The organism is Ureibacillus chungkukjangi, assembly GCF_003217295.1.
Classification (GTDB): Bacteria; Bacillota; Bacilli; order Bacillales_A; family Planococcaceae; genus Ureibacillus; species Ureibacillus chungkukjangi.
On record NZ_QJTJ01000024.1, the window covers coordinates 1 to 16,186 of the forward strand.

General features: G+C 36.5%; 15 protein-coding genes. 14 read left to right on the forward strand and 1 reads right to left on the reverse strand.

Annotated elements, in window-relative coordinates; translation table 11 throughout:
* Nucleotides 1-196: 196 nt before the first annotated feature.
* On the reverse strand, nucleotides 197-448 hold the full coding sequence (gene rpsT, locus BJ095_RS14310; RefSeq protein WP_107935387.1) for a 30S ribosomal protein S20: 252 nt from the start codon (nucleotides 446-448) through the stop codon (nucleotides 197-199).
* A gap of 165 nt (nucleotides 449-613) precedes the next feature.
* Between rpsT and gpr the strand changes: the two genes are divergently transcribed.
* From gpr to rpsU, 14 genes are all read left to right on the forward strand, one after another.
* Nucleotides 614-1,642: a GPR endopeptidase gene (gene gpr, locus BJ095_RS14315; RefSeq protein WP_107935388.1), complete on the forward strand. Its 1,029-nt coding sequence runs from the start codon at nucleotides 614-616 to the stop codon at nucleotides 1,640-1,642.
* Between the two features lie 48 nt (nucleotides 1,643-1,690).
* A complete protein-coding gene (spoIIP, locus tag BJ095_RS14320) occupies nucleotides 1,691-2,554 on the forward strand; it encodes a stage II sporulation protein P (protein WP_107935389.1) in 864 nt (287 codons plus the stop codon).
* A 321-nt stretch (nucleotides 2,555-2,875) separates the two neighbouring features.
* Nucleotides 2,876-4,714 (forward strand): translation elongation factor 4, encoded by a 1,839-nt coding sequence (lepA, locus tag BJ095_RS14325; RefSeq protein ID WP_107935390.1) that lies wholly within the window; start codon nucleotides 2,876-2,878, stop codon nucleotides 4,712-4,714.
* Nucleotides 4,715-5,145: 431 nt separating this feature from the next.
* Nucleotides 5,146-5,472 (forward strand): hypothetical protein, encoded by a 327-nt coding sequence (locus tag BJ095_RS14330; RefSeq protein ID WP_107935391.1) that lies wholly within the window; start codon nucleotides 5,146-5,148, stop codon nucleotides 5,470-5,472.
* Nucleotides 5,473-5,630: 158 nt separating this feature from the next.
* Entirely contained in the window at nucleotides 5,631-6,773 is a 1,143-nt protein-coding gene (hemW, locus tag BJ095_RS14335; protein ID WP_107935392.1) for a radical SAM family heme chaperone HemW, read from the forward strand.
* Between the two features lie 93 nt (nucleotides 6,774-6,866).
* Nucleotides 6,867-7,901 carry a heat-inducible transcriptional repressor HrcA gene (hrcA, locus tag BJ095_RS14340; RefSeq protein ID WP_107935393.1) on the forward strand — a complete coding sequence of 345 codons (1,035 nt, stop codon included), beginning with the start codon at nucleotides 6,867-6,869 and terminating at the stop codon, nucleotides 7,899-7,901.
* A gap of 13 nt (nucleotides 7,902-7,914) precedes the next feature.
* Nucleotides 7,915-8,484, forward strand: a complete 570-nt coding sequence (gene grpE, locus BJ095_RS14345) for a nucleotide exchange factor GrpE (RefSeq protein WP_107935394.1) — start codon at nucleotides 7,915-7,917, stop codon at nucleotides 8,482-8,484.
* Between the two features lie 66 nt (nucleotides 8,485-8,550).
* Nucleotides 8,551-10,383, forward strand: coding sequence for a molecular chaperone DnaK (dnaK, locus tag BJ095_RS14350; protein ID WP_107935395.1), 1,833 nt, complete (start codon nucleotides 8,551-8,553; stop codon nucleotides 10,381-10,383).
* A 254-nt stretch (nucleotides 10,384-10,637) separates the two neighbouring features.
* Nucleotides 10,638-11,756: a molecular chaperone DnaJ gene (gene dnaJ / locus BJ095_RS14355; RefSeq protein WP_107935396.1), complete on the forward strand. Its 1,119-nt coding sequence runs from the start codon at nucleotides 10,638-10,640 to the stop codon at nucleotides 11,754-11,756.
* Nucleotides 11,757-11,841: 85 nt separating this feature from the next.
* The gene (gene prmA / locus BJ095_RS14360) at nucleotides 11,842-12,780 is read left to right on the forward strand and encodes a 50S ribosomal protein L11 methyltransferase (protein WP_107935462.1); all 939 of its coding nucleotides are present in this window, start codon (nucleotides 11,842-11,844) and stop codon (nucleotides 12,778-12,780) included.
* Nucleotides 12,781-12,847: 67 nt separating this feature from the next.
* Nucleotides 12,848-13,591: a 16S rRNA (uracil(1498)-N(3))-methyltransferase gene (locus tag BJ095_RS14365; protein WP_107935397.1), complete on the forward strand. Its 744-nt coding sequence runs from the start codon at nucleotides 12,848-12,850 to the stop codon at nucleotides 13,589-13,591.
* 15 nt (nucleotides 13,592-13,606) lie between these two features.
* Nucleotides 13,607-14,944 carry a tRNA (N(6)-L-threonylcarbamoyladenosine(37)-C(2))-methylthiotransferase MtaB gene (gene mtaB, locus BJ095_RS14370; RefSeq protein ID WP_107935398.1) on the forward strand — a complete coding sequence of 446 codons (1,338 nt, stop codon included), beginning with the start codon at nucleotides 13,607-13,609 and terminating at the stop codon, nucleotides 14,942-14,944.
* Between the two features lie 230 nt (nucleotides 14,945-15,174).
* On the forward strand, nucleotides 15,175-15,843 hold the full coding sequence (gene deoC, locus BJ095_RS14375) for a deoxyribose-phosphate aldolase (RefSeq protein WP_107935399.1): 669 nt from the start codon (nucleotides 15,175-15,177) through the stop codon (nucleotides 15,841-15,843).
* 110 nt (nucleotides 15,844-15,953) lie between these two features.
* Nucleotides 15,954-16,127 carry a 30S ribosomal protein S21 gene (rpsU, locus tag BJ095_RS14380; protein WP_004227078.1) on the forward strand — a complete coding sequence of 58 codons (174 nt, stop codon included), beginning with the start codon at nucleotides 15,954-15,956 and terminating at the stop codon, nucleotides 16,125-16,127.
* Nucleotides 16,128-16,186 lie beyond the last annotated feature (59 nt).

Sequence of the window (16,186 nt, forward strand, 5' to 3'; positions counted from 1 at the left end):
CTAATTCCGCTCCAACATCTTTTTTCTCATTATAAACAAAAGTACCCTACAAGAAGGACTTTTTTTAAAGTGTCCATCTTATAGGGTACATTTTAAATCTCTAGGTAGTTTTTTTTCTGTTTGAAGGGAAATTATCAAACGAAAAAGAGGTTTTCCAAATCATAAAAGTTATGATTTAGGAAAACCTCTTAATGTATTAGTTAGCTTTTTTAGCTAAACGTGATTTTTTACGAGCTGCTGCGTTTTTATGGATAAGACCTTTAGAAGCTGCAGAATCAAGAGCTTTGCTAGCTGCTACTACTAATTCTTTAGCGCCCTCAGCATTGTTTGCAAGTGCTTGTTCAGCTTTTTTCACAGTTGTACGCATAGCTGATTTCGCTTGAGCGTTAGCTGCGTTAGCTTTCTCAGCAACTTTAACACGTTTAATTGCAGATTTAATGTTTGGCATATCTTTCACCTCCTAAATAAGGTACGAGATGAGTTATCTTCTCACTATTTTCGTTTGTCAATACAACAAAAATCATTCTACCAAACCCTAGAGTTAATTGCAATAGTTAAATGCAAAGAATATTTACTTGACAGTTTGTCTAACATATAAACGAGGTGATTATTAATGATAGAAGTTAATTGGAGCAGAACCGATTTAATTGATGAATCAGCCGAAGTAGTTGAGCATCAGACCAAGCATCAAAAGAATAGATTAGAGCAAACAAGTGGAGTTGCAATCGATGAATTTACGGAAGGTCGAGTAAAAGTCACAAAAGTAGTGGTTGATGATCACGGTCAAGAGCAAATCGGAAAAAAGGAAGGGACTTATATTACACTATCTGTTCCGACCTTAACTATAGACGATTCAAACGGGTTTGAGCAGCTTGAAAAGGCTTTTACAAAATATCTTGATGATATTCACAAAGATGTAAAGATTACAAAGGATAGTAAGGTTCTTGTAATAGGTCTAGGAAATAAAACAATAACGCCTGATGCAATAGGTCCTTTTGCAATAGATGCAATGCAAAATGAGCAATCTGAAAATCCTAGTGATCATTTTATAATGTATGCACCAGGTGTAACGGGGCAAACAGGTTTTGAAACTAGTGATTTCATCCGTGCCCTTACAGAAAAAGTTAAACCTTCCTTAGTTTTAGTAATTGATGCATTAGCAACAAGAGGAAGCTCGCGTTTATGTAAAACAATTCAAATTACAAACACAGGGATTCATCCAGGCTCCGGGGTAGGTAATCAACGTACTGAAGTTTCGAAAGAAGTGATGGGGGTTCCTGTTACGGCGATTGGGGTTCCTACAGTTGTGGATGCAACAGTAATCATTGCAGATGCGATTGATAATGTGTTCCGTTCGATCGCTGCAAAAATTGAGGAAAAAGGGAAGCCGTCTGGTAAGCTCTCTGTCTCTTCTTGGACACCAGATTCCAATCAAAGAGTCGATATGAATTTAATCAAGCCGATTTTCGGTGAATGGTCGACTTGGTCAAATGAAGATCGACTTCAGTTATTTGAAGAGGTTTTTGCATCACATCCTGAAAGACTGATTGTAACGCCAAAAGAAGTTGATGTTTGGATTACAAAATATTCAATCTTGGTAAGCAAATGTCTATTTAAGTGGATGGAACATAAAGTGAATTAGTTCTAAAAAGTCCTCTTCCTCCATATCGTAGTGGAAGGAGAGGATGCCATGTTAAAAAAATTAAAAATTCTATCTGTTTTTCTAGTCTTCTTTTTTATGTTACCAATCATCACAGGACTATTGCCTTTTCCGAACAATCAAAAATATGAGCCTCCTATGGCCGAAGAAAAGCAAGTAGTCTATGCTTCTTCCAATGTTCAATCAGACAAAACTGCAGAAGATGTAACAGCAACAGAAGTGACAGCAACAGGAGATAGTAGCGCAAGTGATGTTACACCGACAATGGATTCATTTGACGTATTATTTGTTTTTACGCATTCTCAAGAAACCTATAAACCGTTTGTAAAAAGTCAAACAGGTACCGTTGCTGTATATGATGACCAAGCAAATTTACTATCTATGTCTAAGGCAATGGAAGATTACTTTAAACTAAACGGTTTAAACGCAACGACTCTTGATGTTGATATTATGGCTGAAACAGTAAAACAGGGGAAGACAATGGCGTCTTCTTATTCAACTGCGCGCACTTTTTTAAGTCAGGAGTTGAAGGAAAATAAGTATGACCTTATTCTTGATATTCATAGGGATGCAACAGGTCATAAGCAGTCGACTGTCACACATAAAGATGTTGGCTATGCTAAAACCGCATTTGTTATCGGTGCAGAAAATCCAAACTATAAGACGAATTTAAGTCAAGCCAACGCTCTAAATCAGGCTTTAAATCAAATTGTCCCGGATATATCTAGAGGCATTATTGAGAAGTCTGGAGATGGAGTTGATGGAGTTTATAATCAAGACTTATCAAATAATCTGTTACTAATTGAAATCGGTGGAATTGAAAATACTGAGGATGAGGTTTATCGAACAATCGCTGTACTTGCACAAGCGATTGCGAAAACCTATGTAAATTAAAGTGAAAATCTTAAGTTCATTGTCTACATTGATTTTATAAGTGAATAATAATATTTTGCGTTTTTTCTCACTACATCATTGCTAAAGTTGTTGTGTCACTGCTATAATTCAAGTTAGTTTAGCCTTTTTTTGTAGGAAATGTAAAAGAAAATATAACAGGTTACCAAAGAATCAGTAAGAATGCATACTGATAAGGGTTAATGCCTCCAGCGTATTCTAAAGAAGTTAGAGCCTTAAAACTCTATCTTCTTTGGTTGTTTTTCGCATGATGAGCGAAAAATTAATGCGTAGGAGGCGTATTTGATTAGGAGTGGACACGACATGAATCGAGAAGAACGTTTAAAACGACAAGAAAACATACGAAATTTTTCTATTATTGCCCATATCGATCACGGTAAATCTACATTAGCAGACCGGATTTTAGAAAAAACAAAATCAATTACAGCACGTGAAATGAAAGCTCAATTGTTAGACTCTATGGATTTAGAGCGCGAACGTGGAATAACAATTAAGTTAAATGCTGTACAGTTAAAATATGTAGCTAAAAACGGTGAAACTTACACATTCCATTTAATTGACACACCTGGCCACGTCGATTTTACATATGAGGTATCTCGTAGTTTGGCAGCTTGTGAAGGCGCAATTTTAGTAGTTGATGCTGCACAAGGGATAGAAGCACAAACATTAGCTAATGTATATTTAGCTCTTGATAATGACCTTGAAATTTTACCAGTAATAAACAAAATCGATCTACCTGCTGCTGATCCAGAACGTGTACGTGGAGAAGTAGAGGATGTTATAGGACTTGATGCTTCAGAGGCAGTGCTAGCTTCTGCTAAAGCTGGTATTGGTATTGAAGATATTTTAGAGCAAATTGTAGAGAAGGTACCTGCTCCAACGGGTGATCCAGAAGCTCCATTGCAAGCGCTAATTTTTGACTCTGTTTATGATGCCTATAAAGGTGTAATCATTTCAATTCGTATTGTAAATGGAACAGTAAAACCTGGTGATAAAATTCGCATGATGGCAACAGGAGCCGAGTTTGAAGTTATTGAAGTTGGAGTGCATACACCGAAATCAGTACCTCAAGCTGAGCTTACTGTAGGGGATGTAGGTTATTTAACTGCCTCTATCAAAAATGTTGGAGATACACGAGTAGGGGATACAGTAACATTTGCTAGCCGACCTGCCGAAACTCCGCTAGAAGGGTATCGTAAGTTAAACCCTATGGTATATTGCGGTCTTTATCCAATTGATACTGCTCGCTATAACGATTTACGCGAAGCATTAGAGAAATTGGAGCTTAATGACTCTGCATTGCAATATGAACCAGAAACGTCTCAAGCACTAGGCTTCGGTTTCCGTTGTGGATTCTTAGGACTTCTGCATATGGAAATCATTCAAGAGCGTATTGAGCGAGAATTTAATATTGACCTAATTACAACTGCTCCCTCTGTTATTTATGATGTTCACTTAACAGATGGAGAGATTATTAAAGTGGACAACCCTTCAATGATGCCAGATCCACAAAAAATTGACCGCATTGAAGAGCCTTATGTAAAAGCAACGATTATGGTGCCAAATGATTACGTAGGGGCGGTAATGGAGCTTTGCCAAATGAAACGTGGTAACTTCATGACAATGGATTATATTGATACAAGTCGTGTAAGTATTATTTATGAAATGCCACTTTCGGAAATTGTTTACGATTTCTTCGACTACTTAAAATCAAATACAAAGGGCTATGCTTCATTTGATTATGAGTTAATCGGCTATAAACCATCTAAGCTAGTGAAGATGGACATTCTATTAAATGCAGAGCAAGTAGATGCATTAAGCTTTATCGTACACCGTGACTTTGCATATGAGCGTGGTAAAGTAATCGTTGAGAAGTTAAAGGAGTTAATTCCTCGTCAACAATTCGAGGTACCAATTCAAGCTGCAATCGGTCAAAAAATCGTGGCACGTTCAACGATTAAAGCGATGCGTAAAAATGTACTTGCGAAATGTTACGGCGGTGACATCTCACGTAAGCGTAAACTTCTTGATAAGCAAAAAGAAGGTAAAAAGCGTATGAAGCAAGTAGGTTCTGTAGAGGTTCCTCAAGAAGCCTTCATGGCCGTATTGAAAATGGATGATAATAACAACAACAAGAAATAACTGATAGTGAAAAGATGAGTTGCAACTAATTACAGTGCAACTCGTTTTTTTTTACATATTAGAAGTTGGAAGTTGCGACTCTAAAGGACGTGAAAAATATATACAATAATTGTATGTTATATGTTAATATGGGTTAAAATAACAATATTTAAATTAATTTACAAAGGTAAAAAGTTGTATAAAAGTTAAATATTACCAACTTTACAGATTATCTTCTTTTTTAGAGGATAATCTGTTTTTTATTGCAACAATATTTCATATATTGCAAAGAAACTGAAAAAAACGTTTAATTATTGCTCTTTGAGAATCGTAAAACCCATAGTAGAATTTATCTAATAAATCTAATCGAGCCACCTTTATTTGTTAATTATTGGTATTTATATCAAGGGTTTAAGCTTCATATGAAAAACAGCGAAGGAGATGTATTTTAAATGAACAATATAGTAGAGGTAGCAATTCCTGAATGGTTTGAGTATGATGAATTAGTTGCACTGTCAACCATTATTAATGAACAAGATGCAACCGTTGGGGTATTATTAGCAGGAGATAATTTGGATATGCAAAGACCGTATAGTCCGGTTGTAAGAGTTTACTTAATAACATTACAAAACGGAAAATATGAGTTTGCAAAGGAAATGAGTGCACTATCGTTCCATTCGAAGGAAGAAGCTATTAGCTTTACTACGAAGTTTTCAAATTACTCAGCAATTGAACTATTTGTAGATTTATATAAACAACAAATAAATATTGCCATTTAAAAAAAATTTTTGAGGTCTGGTCTAAATCAGGTCTCTTTTTTTGTTCCTAATATTCAGGAAGTCTCTTATTTCTCATAATTAGTACCCTAAAATTGAATTTTTACTATGAAAGGGTACAATAGAGAGATACGATATTTCTTAAGAAAGAAGGGATTTTAATGGCTCGAGGTGTCTACATACATATTCCTTTCTGTCATCAAATTTGTAATTATTGTGATTTCAATAAAGTTTATTTTAAAAATCAACCAGTAGATGAATATATAGAAGCAGTTGGCAGGGAAATTGAAATGGCTGTTAGAAAAACGCCTGAACAATTCCAAAACCTTGAAACCATCTTTTTAGGTGGTGGGACACCAACTGCACTTACTGCAAATCAGATAACAAGGCTTTTACATCACATAAATACCCTATTACCAACGAAGCAGCTTGTGGAATTTAGCTCTGAAGCTAACCCTGATGAATTATCAGTAGATAAACTAGAGGCTTTGAGGAGCGGCGGAGTCAATCGTTTAAGCATGGGTGTCCAATCTTTTGACCAGAAGCTTCTAGAAAAAATAGGACGAACTCATACAAATGAACATGTTTTCCAAACCATTCAACAAGCAAAAAGAGTTGGCTTTGACAATATTAGCATTGACCTGATGTACGGGCTGCCAGGTCAAACGATGGAACAATGGGAAGACACTTTAGAAAAAGCTTTAGAGTTAGATCTTCCTCACTATTCAGCTTACTCTCTTATTGTTGAACCAAAAACTATTTTTTACATTCAGTATGCAAAGGGAAAACTAAACTTACCTACTGAAGATCTTGAAGCGGATATGTACGATCTTTTGATGCGCCGAATGAAAGAAAAAGAAAAGATACAATATGAAATAAGTAATTTTGCGATAGATGGCCACAACTCAACACATAATAAAATTTATTGGGATAATGATGAGTACGCGGGCTTTGGAGCGGGTGCACATGGTTACATGTCAGGGATACGTTATTCAAATCATGCACCTATTAAAAAATACATTGAAACGATTAATAATAATGATCAGCCTATCCTTCATAAACACGAGGTAACAAACGAAGAAAAATGTGAAGAGCAAATGTTTTTGGGCTTACGAAAAAATGAAGGGGTATCCTTTGAAACGTTTGAAACAAAGTTTGGAGTCTCTATGAAAGAGCTTTATGGGAAAGAAATAGCTAAGCTTGCTTTAGAAGGTCTGATTATCGAGGATGAAAAAGGTGTAAGACTAAGTCGCAAGGGTCGCTTTGTTGGCAATGAAATATTTCAACAATTTTTATTAGGATAATAGAGCGATTCCGTTGACATCATATTTGAGATTTGATAATTTATTAATAGTATTAGCACTCCCTCTTAATGAGTGCTAACAGAGGTGATGACAATGTTAACGAATCGACAGTTACAAATATTGCAAGTAATCGTTGATGATTTTGTTACTTCAGCTCAACCAGTAGGATCACGCCAAATTTCAAAAAAGGAATGGATAACAACTAGTCCAGCTACAATCCGAAATGAGATGGCTGATTTAGAGGAGCTTGGTTTTATAGAAAAAACACATACCTCTTCAGGGCGTGTCCCATCTGAGAAGGGATATCGATTTTATGTGGATCATTTACTACAACCGATCTCTATGTCTGCCCGAGAAATTGGCTTATTTCAATCTGTTTTTAAAAATCAAATTGTAGAAATGGAACAAGTAATACGTGAATCTGCTAACATTTTGTCTGACTTAACTTCTTATACAACGATTTTACTTGGACCAAATGTAAGTAAACATCGCGTTAAAAGATTTCAAATTGTTCCTCTATCTGAACAAACAGCAGTAGCAATTATTGTTACGGATAATGGACATGTAGAGAATCGAACAATTACACTCCCACAAGGCTTTGTTCCATCGGATATTGAAAAAACAATAAATATTTTAAACGAACGTTTAGTGGGTGTTTCATTATTAGAGCTACAAAGTAGGCTAGAATTAGAAACGTTTAACGTTTTAAGGCAGCATGTAAACACAGCAGATTCTTTTATCCAATCCTTGAGAAATGTTGCTACCTTCCAAAATGAAGGGAAAATTTATTTTGGTGGAAAAACAAATATGTTCAACCAACCAGAATTCCATGATTTAAATAAAGTTCGTGCACTTATGGAAATGATGGAAAAGGAAAGCCAAGTAATTTCTTTGTTCCAGCATGAAGACGCAGGGATTCATATTCGAATTGGTTCAGAAAATAACCATTTAGTAATGGATGATTTAAGTGTAATTACAGCGTCCTACTCTATTGGGAATGATCAAGAGGGATCAATTGCAATTATTGGTCCTAAAAGAATGGATTATCAGCGTGTTGTGTCGCTTATTGATGTGATGCGAAGTGGGCTTTCAGGTGCACTTTCAAATAAAGTAAATGATGGGTTATAAGGAGGAAACAAACGTGTCTGAAACTACAGAAAACAAAGAGCAACTAGAAGAAGTAAATGAGCAAGCAAATGAAGCAGAAACGAACGGCACAGAAACAAACGAGCAGGTAGAGCTTTCCGTAGAAGAGCAGTTAAATGTGAAGGTTTCGGAGCTTGAAGCAAAGTTGCAAGAAGAAGAGAGTCGTTACTTACGTCTACGTGCAGACTTCGATAATATGCGACGTCGCGCCCAATTAGATCGTGAAGCGGCTGAAAAATATCGAGCTCAAAAGCTTCTAACAGAACTTTTACCTGTTATCGACAATTTAGACCGTGCACTACAGGTTGAAGTAAATTCAGATGATGCTGTTTCTCTATATAAAGGTATTGAAATGGTTTACAAAACGCTGATTGAGGCAACAAAACAAGAGGGCTTAGAACTAATCCCTGCAGAAGGGGAAGTATTCGACCCGAATGTACATCAAGCTGTAATGCAAGAAGCGGATTCTGAAAAAGAAACTGGAATTGTGTTAAGAGAGCTTCAAAAAGGCTATAAATTAAAAGATCGCGTATTACGACCATCAATGGTTTCAGTAAACGAATAAAACAAAAAATTAATTAGTGAAAAACACCCTTTACGTGTTTTAAATAATTAGGAGGCAAAATTTAAAATGAGCAAAATTATTGGTATTGACTTAGGTACAACAAACTCTTGTGTAGCAGTCCTAGAAGGCGGCGAACCAAAAGTAATTCCAAATCCTGAAGGTAACCGTACAACTCCTTCAGTGGTTTCATTTAAAAATGGTGAAAAACAAGTAGGGGAAGTGGCAAAACGCCAATCAATTACTAACCCTAATACTATTTTATCTATTAAATCTAAAATGGGTACTTCAGAAAAAGTAACTGTTGAAGGTAAAGATTACACACCTCAAGAAGTATCGGCGATGATTTTACAATACTTAAAGGGATATGCAGAAGATTACTTAGGAGAAACAGTAACTAAGGCTGTAATTACAGTTCCAGCTTACTTTAACGATGCTCAACGTCAAGCAACAAAAGACGCTGGTAAAATTGCTGGTCTAGAGGTTGAACGTATTATTAACGAACCAACAGCTGCTGCTCTTGCTTATGGTTTAGACAAACAAGACCAAGACCAAAAAATTCTAGTATTTGACCTTGGTGGTGGTACTTTCGACGTTTCGATCCTTGAATTAGGTGATGGAGTATTTGAAGTACTTGCAACTGCTGGTGATAACAAGCTTGGTGGAGATGACTTCGACCAAAAGGTTATCGATTTCTTAGTAGAAGAGTTCAGAAAAGAAAACGGTGTTGATTTATCAAAAGATAAAATGGCAATGCAACGTTTAAAAGATGCAGCTGAGAAAGCGAAAAAAGATTTATCGGGTGTTACATCAACTCAAATTTCATTACCATTCATTACTGCAGGAGCAGATGGTCCTCTTCACTTAGAGGTTAACTTGTCTCGTGCAAAATTCGATGAAATCACACGTGATTTAGTAGAACGTACGATTATCCCAACTCGTCAAGCTCTTAAGGATGCTGGTCTAAGTGCATCTGAATTAGATAAAGTAATTCTTGTTGGTGGTTCAACTCGTATTCCAGCAGTACAAGATGCTGTGAAAAAAGAAACAAACCAAGATCCACACCGTGGAGTTAACCCTGATGAAGTAGTAGCTATGGGTGCTGCAGTTCAAGGTGGTGTATTAACAGGTGATGTGAAAGATATCGTATTACTTGATGTAACACCTCTATCACTTGGTATTGAAACAATGGGTAGCGTGTTTACAAAACTTATCGAACGTAACACAACAATTCCAACTTCAAAATCACAAGTGTTCTCAACTGCTGCAGATAACCAACCTGCTGTAGACATTCACGTTTTACAAGGTGAGCGTCCAATGGCTGCAGATAACAAAACTTTAGGTCGTTTCCAATTAGCAGATATTCCACCAGCACCACGTGGTGTACCTCAAATCGAAGTAACATTCGATATTGATAAAAATGGTATCGTATCTGTTAAAGCAAAAGACTTAGGAACTCAAAAAGAACAAACAATCGTAATCCAATCTGACTCTGGGTTAACAGATGAAGATATCGATCGTATGGTTAAAGAGGCAGAAGCAAATGCTGAGGCCGATGCTAAACGTAAAGAAGAAGCAGAACTTCGTAATGAAGCAGACCAATTAGTTTTCCAAGTCGATAAAACAATCACTGATCTTGGTGAGCAAATCAGTGAAGATGAGAAAAAATCAGTAGAAGATGCTAAAGAAGAATTGAAAAAGGCATTAGAAGCTGGTGAAATCGAAGGAATTAAAACTTCTAAAGAAAAACTAGAAGGTGTTTTACAGCCTTTAGTTATGAAAGTATATGAGCAAGCTGCAGCTGCTGCACAAGCTGCTCAAGGTGAAGCAGAAGCAGGTCCAGATAAAAAAGATGACGGCGTTGTAGATGCTGACTTTGAAGAAGTAAAAGACGATAAATAAGATTTAACAATCGTTTATAAAAGAAACATGAAAAAGTCAAAGCCGAACATTACGGACTTTGACTTTTTCAGCGAATAGGAATATAAGTTCTAAATATATTCATCAAAAGATATACATCAACTCGACCTATTTGAGTCGGGTTGTGTTTTTCTAACAACGACAATTGTAAAAGTCAGTTAAATAATTAAACTTCATATACAGTATTATGCGAACATGCTAAAATATACGTTATGAAAAAGAGCGGAGTGTGACCGATGAGTAAACGCGATTACTATGAAGTGCTTGGCGTAAGTAAAAGCGCAAGCAAAGATGAAATAAAGAAAGCCTATCGCAAACTTTCTAAGCAGTATCATCCGGATATTAATAAAGAAGCTGGGGCGGATGATAAATTTAAAGAGATTGCAGAGGCCTATGAAGTCCTTAGCGATGATTCAAAACGTTCACAATACGATCAATTCGGTCATGAAGGACCAAACCAAGGTGGATTTGGTGGCTTCGGCGGATCTGGTTTTGGCGGCTTTGAAGATATTTTCAGCTCATTCTTTGGAGGCGGTGGACGTCGTTCTGATCCGAATGCACCAAGAAAAGGTGATGATCTTCAGTACAGAATGAATATCTCTTTTGAGGATGCTGTTTTTGGTAAGCAAACAGAAATTGAAATACCAAAGGACGAAACTTGTGATACTTGTAGCGGATCAGGGGCTAAGCCTGGCACAAGCTCAAAAACATGTACTACATGTAATGGTGTAGGTGAAGTCAATCAAGCTGTAGAAACACCATTTGGGCGTATGGTAAACCGTCGTACATGTAACACTTGTCGCGGTACTGGTAAAATCATTCCAGAAAAATGTAATACATGTCACGGAACTGGTACGGTACAAAAACGCAAGAAAATTAAAGTAACGATACCAGCAGGTGTTGACGATGGTCAGCAATTACGTGTGACAGGTCAAGGTGAACCAGGCATCAATGGGGGTCCAGCAGGGGATTTATATATCGTCTTTAATGTAAAAAATCATGAATACTTCGAACGTGATGGCGATGATATTTACTATGAGCTTAAGTTAACATTCCCGCAGGCAGCTCTTGGTGATGATATTGAAGTCCCGACAATTCATGGAAAAGTTAAGCTGAAAATTCCGGCAGGTACACAATCAGGTGCTCAATTCCGTATTAAAGACAAAGGTGTTAAGAATGTTCATGGTTACGGTACAGGTCATCAATATGTCATTGTTAAAGTAATGACACCTTCTAAGCTAACAGAGAAACAAAAGCAACTATTACGTGATTTTGCAGAAATTAGTGGCGATATTCCAGAAGAACAAAGTAGTTCATTATTTGATAAAATCAAAAAGACATTAAAAGGTGAGTAATTTAACAATAGAGTCCGCATTTATGGACACTAACACTAATATTATTTGAACCTTGGTAACAAAATTTTAGAGGAGCTGATTGCAAGTGAAATGGACAGAATTGTCGGTTTTAACAACAAACGAAGCGGTTGAAGCGATTTCAAATATTTATCACGAAGCTGGCGCAAGTGGTGTTGTCATAGAAGATTCAACAGAAATGGAGAAAGAAAGAGTAGATCAATTTGGTGAAATTTATGATTTGAACCCAAATGATTTTCCGAAAAGTGGGGTAATCGTAAAAGCATATTTACCGGTATCTAGTTTTTTAGCAGAAACTGTTGAAGAAATTAAACTTGCAATCGCGAATCTAGAAAATTTTGATATTAATGTTGGTGAAAATGTATTCACAATGTCTGAGGTGCACGAGGAAGACTGGGCAACTGCTTGGAAGCAATACTATCATCCGGTGAAAATTTCGGAAAGATTTACAATTGTTCCTACTTGGGAAGAATACACTCCGGTAAACACTGACGAGCTGATTATTGAGCTAGATCCAGGTATGGCATTCGGTACTGGTACACATCCTACAACTGTCATGTGTTTACAAGCATTAGAAAAGGTTGTCAAAGAAGGTAATTCAGTCGTGGATGTTGGAACCGGCTCTGGTGTACTAGCTATTGCTGCTGCAATGCTAGGCGCTGAGAAAGTACATGCTCTTGATTTAGATGCAGTTGCAGTGAAATCTGCATTTGAAAACATTGTACATAACAAAGTACAAGATATCGCAACGGTACATCAAGGGAATCTACTCGACACAGTTTCAGAACCAGCGGATGTAGTCGTAGCGAATATTTTAGCAGAGATTATTATGACCTTTACAGATGATGCCTTTTCAATCGTTAAACCCGGAGGACTTTATGTAACTTCTGGTATAATTAATGCGAAAAAAGAGGATGTAAAAAAAGCGCTAGTGGGTTCAGGCTTTATTATTGAAGAAGTATTAATGATGGAGGATTGGGTTGCCATCATTGCACGACGACCATAAACAAGAAGGAGTTGTCCCAATAATCAGGGGCAACTCCTTGTCTTTTATAAAAATTTGGAGGTACATTATGCAACGATATTTTGTACATGAACCCTTTAATGAATTAAGTGAATTAACAATTTCAGGAGAAAACGCACGTCATATTTCTAAAGTAATGCGCATGGACAGTGGTGATCAAATTGTCGTTGTTCATGCTGATACAGCCTTTATATGTCAAATCGTTTCAGTTGGACAAGAGGTAATTGTCAAACAAACTGGAGAAACAATTCCATCTTCTGAAATGCCTATCAAAGTAGACATTGCTTGCGGATTACCGAAAGGGGATAAGCTGGAGTTAATCTCCCAAAAAGGAACCGAGCTAGGTATGCACGCACTGATTCCATTTACTGCAGAACGTTCGATTGTCAAATGGGACGAAAAAAAGGGTGAAAAAAAGACGGAGCGATTACAAAAAATTGCACAAGAGGCCGCAGAACAATCGCATAGAACTCATGTTCCTGAAATTTCTAATCCTAAAAGCTTTAAACAGTTACTTTCAATTGTTTCAAACTACGATGCTGTATATATTGCTGATGAAGAAGATGCAAAGCAAGAAAATCGCACAAGATTTGCAGATAAATTAAAAAAAGTGTATGATAATGAATCGAAGTCGATTTTATTAATTTTCGGTCCTGAGGGCGGTATTTCAAGGAACGAAGCTCAAAGCCTACTCGAGGCTGGAGCAGAAACAATGTCTCTTGGACCAAGAATATTACGAGCAGAAACAGCGCCATTATATGCGTTAGCTGCTATATCATATGAATTTGAATGAAAGAGGTGTTAGCCAGTGTCAACGGTGGCTTTTCATACTTTAGGCTGTAAAGTAAACCATTATGAAACTGAAAGTATTTGGCAGCTTTTTAAAGAACAAGGATATGAACGTACTGAATTTGAAAAACAAGCAGATGTTTATGTAATAAATACATGTACAGTAACGAACACAGGTGATAAGAAATCTCGCCAGGTGATTCGTCGTGCAGTTCGTCAAAATCCAGATGCAGTAATTTGTGTTACAGGATGCTATGCACAAACATCGCCAGCTGAAATAATGGCGATTCCAGGTGTTGATATTGTTGTAGGAACACAAGATCGTCAAAAAATGTTGGGATACATCGAACAATATAAAGTGGAGCGACAGCCGATTAATGCGGTAGGAAACATTATGAAAAATCGTGTTTACGAGGAATTAGATGTTCCTTACTTCACAGATCGTACGCGTGCTTCCTTAAAAATTCAAGAAGGCTGTAATAACTTCTGTACCTTCTGTATTATTCCTTGGGCTCGTGGTTTAATGCGTTCACGTGATCCACAAGAGGTTATTCGTCAAGCTCAAAAACTAGTAGATGCTGGGTATCTAGAAATTGTGTTAACTGGTATTCATACAGGTGGATATGGACAAGATTTCAAAGATTACAATTTAGCACAGTTACTGCGTGACCTTGAAGCCAATGTAAAAGGGTTAAAGAGATTACGTATTTCTTCAATTGAAGCTTCACAATTAACTGATGAAGTAATTGAAGTTCTAAAAAACTCGAATATAGTGGTACGTCATTTACATATTCCGATTCAATCTGGGTCAGATACAGTGTTAAAGCGTATGCGCCGTAAATATACTATGGACTTCTTTGCAGAACGTCTAGAACGTTTAAACGAGGCACTTCCTGACCTAGCGATTACATCAGATGTAATTGTAGGGTTCCCAGGTGAAACAGAAGAAGAATTCATGGAAACTTATAACTTTATTGCAAAACATAAATTTGCAGAGCTACATGTTTTCCCATATTCGAAACGTACTGGTACACCAGCAGCAAGAATGGAAGATCAGGTTGATGAAGACGTTAAAAACGAACGTGTACATCGATTAATTACTTTAAACGACCAACTAGCTAAAGAATATGCTTCTCGTTTTGAAGGAGAAGTACTAGAGGTTATCCCAGAAGAACACTACAGAGAAGAATCAGAAAAGGAAAATCTGATTGTAGGATACAGTGATAATTATTTACGTGTTGTGTTTGAAGGTACTGAAGAAATGATCGGTAAACTTGTAAAAGTAAAAGTACAAAAAGTGGGCTATCCATATAATGAGGGCCAATTTGTACGTGTATTAGAAGAACAAGTTCAATAATGGAAAAAACGGCAGAATCTTTGATGGTTTTGTCGTTTTTTTATATTTTAAATTACTAGAAAAAGTTGAGAACGTTAATATGTGAATAAAAAGTATAAAGCAAGGAAAAGTAATGTGTAATGCTTGTTAGTTGATAGTTTGTTGAAATTATCTGTCATTTCACAATATTTTACTTTAATGGTATTATGGAAGAGGTACGTACAACTAAAGAAGAAGAAGGAGTAATTTTCATGACTCAAAATTACGCTGCAATGATTGATCATACTTTATTAAAAGCTGAAACAACAAAAGCTCAAATTGAAAAAATTTGTGAGGAAGCACTAAAGTACGAATTCGCTTCTGTTTGTGTTAATCCAACCTGGGTTAAAAATGCAAGTGAATTATTAACTGGTTCTAAAGTTAAAGTTTGTACAGTTATTGGTTTCCCATTAGGCGCAACTACTCCACAAGTTAAAGCATTCGAAACAACAAATGCTATTGAAAACGGCGCTGGAGAAATCGATATGGTTATCAATATTGGTGCATTAAAGGATGCTAATTATGATTTAGTTCTAGAAGATATTAAAGCAGTTGTAACAGCTGCAAATGGTACTTTAGTAAAAGTAATTATTGAAGCTTCTCTTTTAACTGATGAGGAAAAAGTAAAAGCTTGTGAATTATCTGTACAAGCTGGAGCTGACTTCGTTAAAACTTCAACTGGATTTTCAACAGGTGGCGCAACTGCCGAGGATATAGCATTAATGAGAAAAACAGTAGGGCCAGAAATTGGTGTAAAAGCTTCTGGTGGTGTTAGAAGTCTTGAGGATATGCAACAAATGGTTGAAGCAGGAGCAACGCGTATTGGTGCAAGTTCTGGTGTAGCAATTATGAATGGATTAATTTCAGATTCCAATTATTAATTTTAATAAATTCTATTGACTGTACTTGTACAATACGATATAATTCTTTAGTACACAACTAACATATGTTGATTGTGTATTGACGTGTGTTCGGAGGGAGGGAAAGAGAGATGTCAAAAACTGTCGTTAGAAAAAACGAATCGCTTGAAGATGCTCTTCGCCGCTTCAAACGTACTGTATCTAAAAGTGGTACTATTCAGGAAGTAAGAAAACGCGAATTTTACGAAAAACCAAGCGTAAAACGTAAAAAGAAATCAGAAGCTGCACGTAAACGTAAGTGGTAATTTCCTAACAAATCCCTACGTTCATAACACGCAATTTTATGATTCATCAAGGTAAAAAC